Raw genomic sequence first — 14,998 nt, 5'->3', positions numbered from 1 at the left:
TGATTTAGGGGCGGCGCATCAGGAGGCAGCGCGCCAGTTTTGTTTTGCTGACCATTGACCAAGCCGGTCGACAGCTTCTGAAAGGGTTGCTTCCTTCTTGGCAAAGCAGAAACGGACATGGCTTTTTACATCGCGTTCGCCGTAGAAGGATGAGACCGGAACCGGTGTCACACCAGCTTCAAGCGTGAGGCGGCGACTAAAGGCGAGATCATCGCCATCTGGATCAAGCGCGCTGATATCGGCGACGGCAAAATAAGTCGCCGGAGCATCTGCGATTTCAAATCCTGCACCACGCAAACCGCCAAGTAGCAGATCGCGGCGCGCTGCCAACGTCTCACGCAGATTGATGAAATAACTGTCCGGCAATGAAAGACCGACAGCCACAGCGGCCTGTAAGGCGGGGGGCGTGGTAAAGGTCACATATTGATGGGCGCGAGCAATCGGTGCGAGAAGTTTCGCGGAAGCCGTCACATAACCAACTTTCCAGCCCGTGACTGAAAAGCTTTTTCCTGCGGAACCGATCCGCACAACACGATCTCGGATATCAGGCACGGCAAAGAGCGAGTGAAAGGGTCTTCCATCGAAGATCAGGTGTTCATAAACTTCGTCCGCGACAATTGTCAGATCATGCTTGATTGCAAGGGCTGCCAGAAACTCTAGTTCTTCGGGATCAAAGATTTTACCGATTGGGTTCATCGGTGTGTTGACGACAATGAGCCTAGTCTTTGAAGTGATCGCTTTTTCCAGCGCCTCACGGGGCAGTTCCCAATGAGGCGGTGTCAGGCGAAGCGGAACAACTTTACCGCCCGCACGGCGAATGAGCGTGGCATATGCGTCGTAGACCGGCTCAAAGAGGATGACTTCATCATCACGGTCGAGTAGCGCCAGGAATGTATCCGTCAGGGCTTCTGTAGCACCGGATGTGACAAGAACCTCAGTCTCCCAATCTATGTCCAATCCGAGAAATCGGTGCGCATTTTCCGCCACCGCTTTGCGCAAAGATGGAAGCCCGAGCATCGGCGGGTACTGGTGCGGGCCATCGCGCAAAGCCTGGATTGCGGCTTCAACAAGCTCCTGAGGCTCAAAGCCTTCCGGAAACCCCTGCCCGAGATTGATGGATCCAGTTTCAGCGGCAAGGCGCGACATGGATTCAAAAATGGATGTGCCCGTTGCACCGAATATTGGATTGACCATCAAATCGCCCCGCTGCGTATTATGAGTTACGGCGGAACGATAGGACTTATAAAAACATCAAACAAAGCATCGGCTTGCTGTTCTGCCTCTACAACCGGAATGCTTTTCCCTAAAACGACATAAGTAGAATAGTTTTCGACGCCTGCTTAAAAATTGATCACAAGAATATCAGTAATCAGTTTTGGTGACGTGCCTTCCAAAGTTCTTCAGCCTTTTTATGGAATTGGCCATAGCTGTCATTATCGGCTGCAAGAACTGTCATTAACGCCATGGCCGTTGAAGCGATCACCGTCAGTTCAGCGCGCTCGTCGGTGGCGGCGCCAGACCAGACCGCAAGCCAATATTCAAAGGTCGTCAGGCTTGCGTGTTTGTCGGTTCCAGCCTTCGACAGGGTTGGCAGTGTCAGTTCTGATTTCTGACCGCCAAACCATCGGTGGATCGTATGCGTATGGTGCGGCACCAGTTCAGCGACATCGCGGCTTGTCGAGACGACTGAAACAGAAGGCCAGTCAAGCAGGGCTCCTGCATCGCGATGTAATTCACGATAAGTAGGCTGTGTCACCCCAAGGAAAGAGGCTGGAAGCCCCATTGGATTGAGCAGATGCGCCAGGCTGTTAATGGATGATCGTGAATCGAAGAGTGGATAGAGCGCAAGCAATGCATGAACTTGCGGTGCAAACCCCGCCACTGGCATGAAGCAGATGCCATGCGCTTTCAACGCATTTTCAGCCAGCGAAAGCGACCCGGCAATCGGCACATTGAGAGATTCTGCCGCGAGTTCAAGCTTGCCCGACAGATCGCCCATACCACAATTGCCGTGCAGCACTACTGGATAGCCGGCCCTTGCAACAAGAATTGCAGCCAGCATGAACCACGGCGCTTGATGGGAGTTCGGTGAAAGATAAGCAGGCCAATCAAGTGCAGATATGCGGTTATTCGCTTTTGTTGAGCAATATTTGCGTGCTGCCTGTGTCATGCCTGCAAGCTCGGGTGCTGTTTCACCACGATAATGAATTAATCGCAGCAAGGCACTGATTTGCATGGGATCTGCCTCCCCTGCAAATATGGTGGTAAAGGCATCTTCCGCTTCATACATTTCTAACGGGCGCGTATATCCAACCTTCCGCCCGGTAATCGCGATATATTTCGCCAGTCGTCTTACAGGGTCGTTTTCGTCCTGAATATTAGCGAACTGCGCCGCGAGCTGTTCCGGCGTGGGGTGGTTTTCAAGCTTCACGACTTTGCGGATACCAAGTGGTGGCGGTGCCACAATGGCACTGGTGCGTGCCCAACCATGCCTGTTTTTGCAATGGGCTTTCGGCGTATCATTGCCATCGAAATTCATCAGCGCATCGGTTTCATTTGCCAAACGGCGTAAGCGCCCGCGTAAAGCTTCTGCCTTGGGAGTGGCAATCATATTGCGCCCAGACCGAATGAAAATTGGATCGTCAAATTTCTCGCGTATCTGTCCGAGCAGCCGGCTCATGGCGGCCATGCTCAATCCCATCTGCCTGGCAGCACCTCCGACGCTTCCTTCCACAAGAAGTGCATCAAGCGCAATCAACAGACGTAGTTGACCGAGTTTCAGGCTTTCGCCGTCCGCACTTCCAGCCTCTGTCTGTGATTTCATGCGCTTGCCAGTCATTGCTGCCTTGTCCGTTCAGTTGCGTTTTATGAAACTTGGAATCGTTATAAAAGATGACCGTTGACGTCATCTTATTGCCATACATAAGGAGAGCTGAAAACTCAACTTTAAGGGTAACATTTATGACCAGCTTGTTTCGGGGATTGCGCGCCGATGGTACGCAGAACAGGCAATTGGCCAGCAAATCGCTTTTCGCCAAAGCCATTCTTGCGGGCACATGCCTTTCGACCGCACTCATTCTGAGTGGAACCGTTTCTTTCGCACAGACAACCACGGCAGAAGAAGCCGCGAAAAAGAAACAGGCCGAAGCGCAAGCTGCGGAACAAGTAAGCAACGATGGCAGCATCAAACTCAACCAGATCGTGGTTTCTGCAACTGGGTTTGAACAGAACATAACCGACGCGCCCGCAAGCATTTCAGTCGTGCCGGGTGAAGAGCTGGAAAGAGGCTCCTATCGCGATCTTGGCGATGCCTTGCGTGATGTTCAGGGTGTTGCTGTGACGGGGGCTGCAGCAGAACGGGATATTTTCATCCGCGGTCTTCCGGGCAGCTATACGCTCATTCTCGTTGACGGAAAGCGTCAGAGCACTCGTGATGCCCGCACCAACGGCAATTCTGGCTTTGAACAGAGCTTCCTGCCGCCAGCAAATGCTATTGAGCGCATCGAAGTTATTCGTGGCCCAATGTCATCGCTTTATGGTTCAGATGCGATGGGCGGCGTCATCAACGTCATCACCAAGAAGGTTTCGGACAAGTGGAGCGGCTCACTGAGTTTTGACACCACGGTGCAGCAGCACTCGAAATTCGGCAATTCGGTTCAGGGTTCTTACTATATGACTGGGCCTCTCGTACCCAATCTGGTTGGTGTGCAGCTTTGGGGGCGAGGTCTGAAGCGTCAGGAAGACAGCATCATCAGCGGCACACCTGAGCAGCGCGATATCGATATCACCGGCCGCGTCACAATTACGCCGAATGCTGATCATGACATTCAGTTTGAAGCCGGCAGAGCAAGTTTGCGTCGTGACTCGACCGTTGGCAATACGATCAATCCGGTTGCAACAGGCAGCACAGCGCCGCTCGACTCCTATAACTACAATGACCGTAATCATTGGTCGATCAGTCATACAGGCCGCTGGGGCCCAACGACTTCAGAGTTCTCTTTCATGCAGGAAACTGCTCAAAGAACGAACTACAACTGGAACACCGCCAGAGGTGAGTTTGTCGAGAACCTGCGTTCTCCGCATATCCGCAACTCCACCCTCGACGGAAAGTTCACAACACCGTTTGAACTCTATGGCAACCATACGCTCGTGACGGGCGGCCAGTTTATTGACGCCACACTGACTGACCAGAATCCCGGCAACCGCTCCGGTCTGGATGAACAGTTCACGATCAAGCAGTGGGCACTTTTCGCGGAAGATGAATGGTGGATTACGCCAGACTTCGCCCTGACCGGTGGTCTGCGAATGGATCACCATGAAATCTACGGTTCGCATTGGAGCCCGCGTGGGTATGCCGTGTGGCATGCTACCGACCAGTTGACCCTTAAGGGCGGTATCTCAACCGGCTTCCGAGCCCCTGAAATTCGCACGATCGCGCCGGGCTACGCTTACACCACGGGCGGTGGCAATTGTACCTATGGTCCGACCGGTAATTGTGGCGTCATCATTGGGGATCCAAATCTGCAGCCAGAAAAGAGCACCAGCTACGAAGCCAGTGCGCTCTGGGATAACCAGCAGGGTTTGCGTCTCGGTGCGACCTACTTCTACACCGACTTCAAGGACAAGATCGCCAGCAACATTCAATATGACCCAATCACAGGTCAGCCACTTCGCTGGGCTCAGGATCCAAACTACGTCCTCTATTACAGCTACAACATCGATGAAGCTGTTATTCAGGGTGTAGAACTGACAGCGGATTGGGAAGCGACCGACACGATTAAACTTCGCGGTAGCTATACCTATACCGACTCGGAGCAGAAGACCGGCGAATATGCTGGCCTGCCGCTGGCCCGCACGCCAAAGCACATGGCAAACATCCGCGCTGATTGGGAAACACCAGTCGATGGTTTGACTGCATGGGCGGCTGGTAATTATCACGGCCCGGAGATCAACGCTGGCCTGCGCATCGGCACCCTTGGTGAGCCTTATGCTTATAATAGCAGAGGTCAGGTCATCGCCCGCAAATATAAGGGCTATGCCACTGTCGACTTCGGCGGCTCTTATGAGTTCAGCGAGAACGTGACGCTCAACGCAGCCGTCTACAACATCTTCGACAAGAAGGTCACTGTGGATGAAACCAATAACGTGGTTGAAGGCCGTCGTCTCTGGCTCGGTATGACCTCACGCTTCTAACACACTTTATGACGTCAGCTGCTCTTGGCTGGCGTCATTTCTTTATGGAATGGATGCTCTTGTGAGCAAGACAAAGAACGTATTTTTGAAGGTTTGCCTTATGTTCGGAAGCATTCTCATGAGCGCCTCTGCACATGCTGGAAAGCCACAAGTCGACTCCTTTGACATGCAAGCAAACGGCATCGATTATCGGATTCTCGTTGCTGCTCCGGCAGATAAAGCGCCTGCCAATGGCTTTCCCATTGTCTATATGACTGATGGCAATCGAATGCTGCCAATTGCAGCAAAGCTGATGGAAGAAAATCCGAAACTAAACGCTGTTTTTGTCGGCATAGGCTATCCGACTGAAGACAAGGATGAGATTGTTCGCCTGCGCTATTTCGATCTCACGCCTCCGACGCCAGATGATTTGATCCCTGTTCAGACCAATATCCCGAAAACTGGCGGTCGTGACGCTTTCTTCGATTTTATTGATCATCAGGTTAAAGCTGAAATCGAAAAACGTTTTGCTATCGACAAGAACAAGCAGGCTCTGTTCGGCCACTCGCTTGGCGGTCTTTTCACGCTTTACGCGCTCTTCAATCACCCGGCTTCATTTCAGACTTACGCCGCCGCCGACCCATCGATCTGGTGGAACGGGCGCTCCATTCTTGCCGATAAGGATCGGTTTGTGGAAGGCTTCAAAGCCAATCCGAAACCGATGCGGCTTTTGGTCGAATCCTCCGGTAAACGCGGTGAACGTCCGGGCCAGTCACAGGAAGATACTGAGCGCCTGAAGAAGCTGCGCGGCGGACCATCAGGTGCAGATATTCAAACCGAGTTGAAACAACTGCCGGGCTTTGAGGTCGCCTATCGTCGCTTCGAAAATGAAAGCCACGGTTCAATGATCCCGCTCACGGTCGAGGACAGCCTTAAATTCATCCTCCTCAATGAGAGCCCGGACGAACAAAACAACTGAATTATGGTCTTCCGGCTTTGACTGGAAGAAAACCGGACTATAAAGCACAAGATTGACGAAAGGATTGAACGCCATGCTGAAATTCAGCCAACACTTTTCCCGTCTATGCGGCGCAGCACTTGTTGTGACCACCCTCGCCTCCGGTGCTAACGCTGCTGATGTGGCGGTCAAACATGCGCAAGGTGAAACGACGATTGCGACCAATCCTCAGAAAGTCGTTGTGTTTGATTTTGCGACGCTCGACAATCTTGACCGCCTTGGTGTGAAGATCATCGGCGTTCCCGGCAGCATCGCGTTCCCGGAATATCTCAAAAAATATGACAGCGCTGATTACACCAAAGTAGGCACGCTTTTTGAGCCAGATTACGAAGCCGTCAATGCCGCGGAACCCGACCTCGTCATCGTAGGCGGTCGCTCGGCTGCAAAATATGGTGAACTCGCGAAAATTGCCCCGACAATCGATCTTACCGTTCCTGCCAAGGAATTCATTTCCGGCACCGAAGCCAATATCGAAAAGCTTGGGCAGATTTTCGGCAAGGAAACGGAAGCCAAGGCAGAAGTTGAAAAGCTCAACAGCGAACTCGCAGCACTGAAAGAAAAGGCCAAGGGCAAAGGCAAAGGCCTGATGATCCTGACGTCTGGTGGCAAGATCAGCGCCTATGGTCCGGGTTCCCGTTTCGGCGTTCTGCATGACAGCTTTGGTGTTGAACCGGCTGCCCCTGACCTTTCCGTTGGCAATCATGGTCAGCCAATCAGCTCGGAATTCATTCTTGAGACCAATCCGGACTGGCTTTTTGTGCTCGACCGCGATGCAGCCATTGGTCGTGAAGGCACATCCGCCAAGCAGTTGCTCGACAATGAACTCGTGCGTCAGACAAACGCCTGGAAGAACGATCAGGTCGTCTATCTCAACGGACAGAACTGGTATCTGGTCGGCGGTGGCCTGGGCGCTCTGCACAACACGATCCAACAGCTTTCGGCGGCTTTCGACAAAGCAAAATAATAATGTTTGACCCAGTCAGTCGGGACAGCCCGACTGACAAGGCATGAATGCAGGAATTGAGCGTGAAGGCACTCGCCGCAGCTATAATTGTTGTCGTCATACTGGCTTTTATCAGCCTGTTTATCGGCGTCAGCGATGTATCGCTCAGCACACTGTTTGGTGCAAATAGCACTGATCGCGCAGCAGAAGTTCTGTTGATCAGCCGCATACCGCGCACGCTCGCGATCATTCTTGCCGGCATGTCGATGGCTGTGGCTGGCATGATCATGCAGATGCTCACCCGCAATCGATTTGTCGAACCCTCAACAGCTGGCACGGTTGAATCAGCAAGCCTCGGCATTCTGCTGGTTATTCTATTTGCACCTGACACACCGGTTTTCGGTAAGATGCTGGTGGCGTCCATCACCGCTCTTGCAGGCACTGCCCTTTTTCTAAGAATCTTACGCAGTATTCCGCTTCGTTCAGTTCTCGTGGTGCCGCTCGTCGGCATCATGCTGGGCGGCGTGATCAGTGCGGTAACTACCTTCATTGCCTATCGTTATGATCTGTTGCAGGCACTCAATTCATGGACCACCGGCGACTTCTCCGGTGTTCTACGTGGGCGCTATGAATTGCTGTGGCTTTCCTTCTTCCTGACTGTCATTGCCTATATTGCAGCGGATCGTTTCACAGTTGCTGGTATGGGCGAAGATTTCACTACCAATCTCGGCCTCAACTATCGCCGCGTCGTAACGCTCGGGCTCGTTATCGTTTCGATGGTCAGTGCTTGCGTGGTTGTAACGGTTGGCATGATCCCGTTTCTGGGCCTTGTCGTGCCCAACGTGGTCAGCATGTTCATTGGCGATAATATGCGCCGTGCTGTGCCATGGGTAGCAGTACTGGGCGCGGGCCTTGTGCTTGCCTGCGATATCGTCGGGCGCCTGATCCGCTTTCCCTATGAAATCCCTATCGGTACGATGATGGGCGTCGTTGGCAGTGCGATCTTCCTCTATCTGCTTTTGCGCCGGGGATCACGCCTTGCTTAAACGTCCCGGCTTCATCATCACGCTTCTCGCAATCCTCGCCGTCGTGTCCTGCGCAGCCTTCATGACGTTAGGTGCAAAAGGCAGCTGGTCTTTCATCCTCACCTTCCGCGGCACCAAACTTGCGGCCATGGTGCTGGTTGCCTATTCGATTGCAGTCTCAACGGTGCTGTTTCAGACCGTTACGAACAACCGCATTCTCACGCCCTCCATCATGGGTTTTGATGCGCTTTATATTCTGATCCAGACATTGGCAGTCTTTGCGTTTGGCGCTATCCATGTGAACGGGATCGGCCCCAATGCCCGCTTCTTTGCAGAAACGGCAATCATGGTGGTTTTTGCCAGCACGCTTTATGCGTGGCTGTTTTCTGGTGCGGCACGCAGTCTGCATCTCGTCATGCTCGTCGGCATTGTGTTCGGCGTCTTTTTCCGAAGTCTGTCGAACCTCATGCAGCGCATGATCGACCCCAACGAATTTGCGATACTTCAGGACCGTTTCTTTGCGAGCTTCAACAGTGTCAACGCAGACATTCTGCTGCTTGCGGCAATCATCGTGGCGGCTGTCACGCTTTACGGTCTGCGTTTCCTCAATGTCTTCGATGTTTTGTCGCTTGGCCGTGATCCCGCAATCAATCTTGGCGTTGATCATAGTCGTGTTGTGCATCGTATTCTGCTGATCGTCACAATCCTGGTTTCGGTTTCAACAGCCCTTGTCGGACCGATAACCTTCTTCGGCCTTTTGGTCGCCAATCTTGCTTACATGATCGCAGGTACATCAAAGCATCGCGTGGTGTTGCCCGTCGCCGTCTTACTGGCAATCCTGTGCATTGTCGGCGGCCAAACCATTCTAGAGCGCGTTTTCTCATTCAATACCGCGCTCAGTGTCATCATCGAGTTTCTGGGCGGGCTCGTCTTTATCATCCTTCTCGTCAGGGGGAACGCACGTTGATCGAAATAAGCCAAGTCAGCAAATCCTACAGCGATGCAATCGTCGTCGATGACGTAACACTGCAATTGCCCGCACGCGGGATTACATCGATCATCGGGCCTAATGGCGCTGGAAAATCGACTTTGCTTTCGATGGTCAGTCGTCTGCTCCCAATGGACACGGGCCGTGTGACCGTAGACGGACTCGACGTTTCAACCACGCCGGGTGACGTGCTGGCAAAACGCCTTTCGATCCTGAGACAGGAAAACGCGATCAATTCCCGCCTGACCGTGCGCGATCTCGTGACTTTCGGACGCTATCCGCACTCCAAGGGACGGCCAACACGCGTAGACCTCAACCATGTCGAGCAGGCAATCGGATATCTCGGCCTTGAAGACCTTGGCTCCCGTTTTCTGGACGAATTATCAGGCGGGCAGCGCCAACGCGCTTTTGTGGCAATGGTTCTCTGCCAGAACACAGATTACGTCCTGCTGGATGAGCCGCTTAACAATCTTGATATGAAGCATTCAGCTTCAATGATGAAGCTGTTGCGGCGCGCGGCCGATGAACTGGGCAAGACTATCGTTCTGGTGTTGCACGACATCAATTTCGCGTCCTGCTATTCCGACCATATTGTTGCCATGCGTAAGGGCAAGGTCGTGCATCAGGGATCACCGGAAAAACTCATTCAGCCGGACATTCTGCGCGATATTTACGAGATGGAGATTGCCGTCGAAATGATCGGCGGCAATCGTATTGGGATCTATTATCTTTAATTACGCAACCGGTGTGCTCGGCAACAAGAGTTGCAAGGCATCATAAGCCGAAAGAACGGTTTCCATCTGCGCCGTATGACCTTTGACAAAGGCATCGCCATAGATGGTTTCGTCTGGATATTCGGTGATCAGTGTCAATGGCACCGTATGGCGATCATCAACACCGACCATGCACGGAAAGCCGTTTATGATCCGGAAGCCCGTTTCGCCTGCATGTTGCTCGAAAAGCTTGATCTGCGCATCGTTATAATCAAGAAGACCGTCAATGGCACCGAGATGCCTGGTCACGTGATCCATAAGCTGCTCGGCTTCTTTTTCCCATGACGCATGGTGGCGAATGATCAGGAAGAAGCCCTTTGGCAGCGTCCACATTGCAAAGGATCGCGGCACATAACCCGACAGCGGTCGCGTCCATTCATGCGATGGATAACCATGCAGATTGACATGAAGCTTCGCATTCGTGAGCGCTTCCGCTTCTACACGGATTGCTTTCTCAAATAGACCCTCGCCGCTACGATATTCGAGATCATCGCCCAAAGCCGTATAGCGCGACGCATGATGCATATGATGCGGCTGCAACACACAGAGACGCTTGTGGATTTCATAACCGTCCGGGTTTTCCTGCGGAGAAATCGTGAAATGTGCCCCGTTGCGCGCAGCAAGACGATTTGCTGCACGCAATGCACCGACAACGCCGGTGGTTTCATTGGCATGTTGACCGGCGCTGATCATCATCGGCGCATCGCTGCCTTTGACAAAAGTCGCGCGAACGCTGCGTCCCGAACGAGCTTTCGCTTCAAAGGGTGAGCCGCCAAGCTTTGCAATTTCGCGACGGATCTGGTCTGCGGAAAGCGGAGCTTGCGCATTTTCAAGAACCTGCTCGGCAGTCAAAGCATCTGTCGTTGCAAGTGGACGCGTTTCCACTTTCACTGTTGGCTCGGCATCGCGGAAGCGAACTTCCGGTACGATCTGACCTGGTTGCAAGCCACGATCGCCGACCGGACGACCGGACTTTTTCTGGAAAACTTCGAGCAGCGAGAAATAGATATCCTCGTGCAGAGCTTCCGTCAGACTCAGCGCCTCCTCATCATGGGCAAGACGTCGATCCGTGATCGGCAGGCTGACTGAAATGTTCAGTTCTTCAAAATAAGGCTCGCCCCTGCCCCAGTCATGGGCCGCAATAGTCGAAACCGTATCATGAAACAGCTTTTCATAAGCGGTTTCAAAACGCGCATTTTCTGCGCTGCCCTTATGGTCGACAATCAGCCAGCCGGTTGGTGAAACAAGCGTTTCGCCGATGAAATCTTCATGCACGCGATTGGGAGCGAAGACCCGGTGGCTTTCAGTACGGCCATCGGCAAATGTCAGATCAACTTCATAGAAGAAATCATCCTTGCCCGAGGCGGCGAAGCTGATTTTTGCATCAGGCAGAAGCGCCGAAAGCGGATAGGTTTCCAGCAAAAAGCGATTTTCTACGCAATTGTCGTGGCGTGGATAGCGAATTGATGCTGCTTTAACTGCGGCACCCTCCACTTCTTCAAGGAAGAAATGCAGAAGCGGCTTATAGGCTGAGCGCAGATGTGCATTGATCCCTGCCTCACGAAGCTTCGTTTCAGCAGCAAAGCGGCTTGGCTGATCATCGAACAACCAAGCTTCTAGTTTTGCGCCGCGCATTTCCGGCTTTGAAAAGCGTTCGATCAGGACATTGATTGAGCGCGGATAGGTCTTCTCGAAAATCACGCTCATCGCGAAGTCCTGCCGGTTGGATCGAGACTATCGCGCAGCCAGTCACCGAGAAGATTGAGACCAAGCACCGTGAACAGAATGGCAAGGCCCGGGAAGAGGCTTACCCACCATGCAGTCTGAAGATAGGTGCGGCCATCGGCTAGCATTCCGCCCCAGCTTGGAATGGTTGAATCAATACCAAAGCCAAGGAAGGTCAGGCTGGATTCAAGAAGGATATTGTTGGCGACATTCAGCGTCATAAGAACGATAACCGGTCCGAGCAGGTTTGGCAGCAGATGCTGGAAAATGATGCGCCAATCCCTAACCCCGATAGCGCGCGCCGACAGGATGAACTCACGTTCGCGCAGCGACAGCACGGAGCCACGCACCAATCGTGCATATTGCACGCATTGCGAGACGATCAGAAGAATGATCGTATTGAGCAGACCACCACCAAGAATGGCCATGAAGGTGATCGCAAGCAGGATGAAAGGCATTGCGAGCTGCACATCGACAAAGCGCATGAGCGCCATATCCCAGAAACCGCGATAATAACCGGCGACCAGCCCCATGATCGTCCCGATGATCACTGAACCAATCACAGACACGAAGCCAACGAACAACGAAATCTTGCCGCCGATGACCACTCGTGCAAGTACATCACGACCGAGCGGATCGGTGCCAAAAATATGGGCCGGATTGATGAAGGGCGGCGTCAGACGCGCCAGAAGATCGATCTTGTTGGCACCGGCTGGGAAGAGATAGCCGGAGAAAATCACTGCAAGACAGATTGCGCCGGTCAGCGCAAAGCCGACGACAAACTCCAGGCTTGCAAAGCGCGAGTATGCGAGGCTCAATGTTTTCGTCGCCATTTGCTCTACTCCGTACGAATGCGCGGATCGACAAGGCCGTAGGCGATGTCCACCAGAAGATTGACGCCGATAATCAGCATCGACAAAATTGCGATTGTTGCCTGCAAGACCGGATAATCGCGGCTGGCAACGGCTTCAAAGGCAAGCGTGCCCATGCCTGGCCAGTTGAACACGCGTTCAACCACAACAATACCGCCCAAAAGTCCACCAAACTGAAGCCCTATATAGGTGATGAGTGGAATAGCGCAGTTACGCAACGCGTGCTTGTAAAGTACCTTGTTCTCGCTCAGGCCTTTGGCGCGGGCGACCATAATATACTGCGATTGCAGGGTTTCGAGCATCGATGTTCGCACCAGACGAACATTGGTTGCGGTCAGAATGATGCCCATGGTCAGCGCTGGCATTACGAAGCTCGCAACACCGCCCATGCCGCTCGGTGGCAGCCATTGCAGATAAATGCCGAACAACAGCACGAGCATGGTGGCGAGCCAGAAATTCGGGAAAGACAGGCCAACGAGCGAACAGATACGAATGAGCTGATCAGCCCATTTGCCACGCGAAACGGCGGCCTTGATGCCAAGCGGCACCGAAATCACGATAGAAACGAACAGTGACGCGAAGGCCAGCATCAGCGTTGCAGGCAATGCGCTTCCCACAAGAACGGACACCTGAGTGCCGCCAAGAAAGCTGCGCCCAAGATCCAGTGTGAACAGGCCTTTGAGGAACTGCCAATACTGCACAAAGAACGGCTGGTTCAAGCCTAGCCCTTCGCGGATACGCACCAGATCAGCTTCTGTGATACTGCCCGCACCCTGCGTCAGCATCAGTGCCGGATCGCCTGTGAGGCGGATCGCAAATGCGACGAGCAGCGTCATCGCGATTAACACGAATAACGCCTGCAAAATTCGTTTTATGAGAAATCCGGCCACCAGAGCGCCTCCGAAATGCTGCGGCAAGCCGATAATAACCGGCTCGCCGTATTAGTTACTACTCGACGGTTACGTCAGTCAGACGCAGACGGCTGTCTGGAACCGGAACGAAGTTCTTCACGCGCTTGTTCACACCGAAGATTGCCTTCAGGTTGTAAAGCGGCATTTCCAGAGCCCGATCAGCTGCGTAATGTGCGATCTCCTGAAGCAGCTTTTCACGTTCGCTGCGGTCGAGAACCGAACGCTGTGCTTCGAGCATCTTGTCGAGCTTTTCGTCCTTGTCATAGGGGTTCCACTTCTCACCCGAGTGGTACATCGAGTAAGCAGTGTTATCGTAATCGAAGGTCCAGCCACCCCAGGCCTGCTGGAACATCGCGCCGGTCTTGCCCTGCGGGATAATGTCGTTGAGCAGAACGTTGGTGTCATAAGGCTTGATGGTTGCATTGATGCCGACCATCTGGAGGAAGCTTGCGACTGCCTGTGCCACTTCATTGAAGCTCGCATCCTGACCGCGCACGTCAATCTGAACGGTCGCACCGGGCTGAACGCCGGCTTCTTCAAGCAGCTTCTTAGCCTGTTCAGGATCGTAAGGCAGTGGCTTCATGTTTGGATCAAAACCAAACGAGAGAGCACCCTGAAAACTTGCAATCGCTTCGGCCTGTCCGGCAAGGATAGACTGAATGATCGCATCGCGGTCCACGGCCATGATGAGTGCCTTGCGAACGCGTTCATCCTTGGTGATACCGTCAGCGGTGTTGAAACGCAGCGCATAAACTGTCGGCCCTGGAGCGGTTACAAGTTCAAGCTTTGGATCGCCTTCAATTGTAGGGATCATGCCGATGGGAATGGTCGGCGGAATGACGAGATCAACGCGACCGGCCTGAAGTTCGGCAACAGCGGTCGAAGGCTCGGTGATGAAGCGATATTCGACTTCCGAAAGCTTCGGTGCACCGCCCCAATGATCGGCGAATGCTTCAAGCTTGATGTTGACCTTCGGGTCATAGGACACGAATTTGAATGGGCCTGTTCCGACCGGATGCGTGTTGAAATAGTCGTCGCCCTTTTCGGTGATGTATTTCGGTGGAACGATCATCGCGCCATAACCGGCGAGCTTGGTGATCAGAACCGGGTCCGGTGTCTTCAGGTGAAAATCGACTGTTTTATCGTCGATGACTTCAACTTTTTCGATTGCGATATAGTTGGAACGCTGCGGGCCTTTCGCGCCTTCCTCACCAAGCAAACGATCAAAAGTGAACTTCACGGCTTCCGCATTGAATGGCTCGCCGTCATGAAACTTGACGCCTTCGCGCAAGGTGAAGCGGATGCGCTTGCCTTCATCGAGTTCTTCCCACGAGGTGGCCAAACCCGGGACGATTTTCAGATCAGGGCCGCGATAAACCAAACCGTCGAAAATATTGGTAGCAACAGACGCCCAGTTGACGAGGAAAGTATCAATCGGATCCCAGCTGCCCGGGTCCTGCGGCGATGAAATGGTCAGCTTGCCTGCGGCGAATGCAGGCGCGGATGCAAACACAGCCGCCGACAGCGCGGAAGCCATGAGAACGGCTTTAAGTGTTTTCCTTATCATTGTT

At 53.2% G+C, this 14,998-nt stretch carries 12 protein-coding genes; 6 read left to right on the top strand and 6 right to left on the bottom strand.

Translation table 11 applies throughout. From position 1 onward, the window contains the following. Positions 1-18: 18 nt before the first annotated feature. Both C9380_RS14335 and C9380_RS14330 read right to left on the bottom strand, forming a co-directional pair. The gene (locus C9380_RS14335; protein ID WP_128093841.1) at positions 19-1,194 is read right to left on the bottom strand and encodes an aminotransferase; all 1,176 of its coding nucleotides are present in this window, start codon (positions 1,192-1,194) and stop codon (positions 19-21) included. Between the two features lie 175 nt (positions 1,195-1,369). Beyond that, entirely contained in the window at positions 1,370-2,824 is a 1,455-nt protein-coding gene (locus tag C9380_RS14330; protein ID WP_247877597.1) for a glycosyl transferase family protein, read from the bottom strand. A gap of 137 nt (positions 2,825-2,961) precedes the next feature. Between C9380_RS14330 and C9380_RS14325 the strand changes: the two genes are divergently transcribed. From C9380_RS14325 to C9380_RS14300, 6 genes are all read left to right on the top strand, one after another. Then, positions 2,962-5,193: a TonB-dependent receptor domain-containing protein gene (locus C9380_RS14325; protein WP_235822379.1), complete on the top strand. Its 2,232-nt coding sequence runs from the start codon at positions 2,962-2,964 to the stop codon at positions 5,191-5,193. 118 nt (positions 5,194-5,311) lie between these two features. Next, positions 5,312-6,151 carry an alpha/beta hydrolase gene (locus tag C9380_RS14320; protein ID WP_247877598.1) on the top strand — a complete coding sequence of 280 codons (840 nt, stop codon included), beginning with the start codon at positions 5,312-5,314 and terminating at the stop codon, positions 6,149-6,151. 73 nt (positions 6,152-6,224) lie between these two features. Further along, positions 6,225-7,154, top strand: coding sequence for a siderophore ABC transporter substrate-binding protein (locus C9380_RS14315; protein ID WP_128093838.1), 930 nt, complete (start codon positions 6,225-6,227; stop codon positions 7,152-7,154). 62 nt (positions 7,155-7,216) lie between these two features. Then, positions 7,217-8,179: an ABC transporter permease gene (locus tag C9380_RS14310; protein WP_128093837.1), complete on the top strand. Its 963-nt coding sequence runs from the start codon at positions 7,217-7,219 to the stop codon at positions 8,177-8,179. Further along, positions 8,172-9,125 carry an iron chelate uptake ABC transporter family permease subunit gene (locus C9380_RS14305; RefSeq protein ID WP_128093836.1) on the top strand — a complete coding sequence of 318 codons (954 nt, stop codon included), beginning with the start codon at positions 8,172-8,174 and terminating at the stop codon, positions 9,123-9,125. Before C9380_RS14310 ends, C9380_RS14305 begins: the two co-directional genes overlap by 8 nt. Continuing rightward, on the top strand, positions 9,122-9,880 hold the full coding sequence (locus C9380_RS14300) for an iron ABC transporter ATP-binding protein (RefSeq protein ID WP_100556964.1): 759 nt from the start codon (positions 9,122-9,124) through the stop codon (positions 9,878-9,880). The genes C9380_RS14305 and C9380_RS14300 overlap by 4 nt, the downstream gene beginning before the upstream one ends. Here the strand turns inward: C9380_RS14300 and C9380_RS14295 are convergent, their stop codons facing one another. The 4 genes from C9380_RS14295 to C9380_RS14280 are packed head-to-tail and all read right to left on the bottom strand — an operon-like array spanning position 9,881 to position 14,994. After that, positions 9,881-11,626: a peptidase M14 gene (locus C9380_RS14295; RefSeq protein WP_024896298.1), complete on the bottom strand. Its 1,746-nt coding sequence runs from the start codon at positions 11,624-11,626 to the stop codon at positions 9,881-9,883. It abuts the gene before it with no gap. After that, complete coding sequence (locus C9380_RS14290; RefSeq protein WP_024896299.1) at positions 11,623-12,477, bottom strand: ABC transporter permease; 855 nt, start codon at positions 12,475-12,477, stop codon at positions 11,623-11,625. The genes C9380_RS14295 and C9380_RS14290 overlap by 4 nt, the downstream gene beginning before the upstream one ends. Positions 12,478-12,482: 5 nt before the next feature. Then, positions 12,483-13,406 (bottom strand): ABC transporter permease, encoded by a 924-nt coding sequence (locus C9380_RS14285; protein WP_024896300.1) that lies wholly within the window; start codon positions 13,404-13,406, stop codon positions 12,483-12,485. A gap of 58 nt (positions 13,407-13,464) precedes the next feature. Then, positions 13,465-14,994 (bottom strand): ABC transporter substrate-binding protein, encoded by a 1,530-nt coding sequence (locus tag C9380_RS14280; RefSeq protein WP_128093835.1) that lies wholly within the window; start codon positions 14,992-14,994, stop codon positions 13,465-13,467. Between the last annotated feature and the right edge of the window lie 4 nt (positions 14,995-14,998).

The sequence above is a fragment of the Brucella pituitosa genome (assembly GCF_003049685.1).
Classification (GTDB): Bacteria; Pseudomonadota; Alphaproteobacteria; order Rhizobiales; family Rhizobiaceae; genus Brucella; species Brucella pituitosa.
The sequence above is the reverse complement of the archived record's forward strand: the minus strand, read 5'-3'. Positions and strand labels throughout refer to the sequence as shown.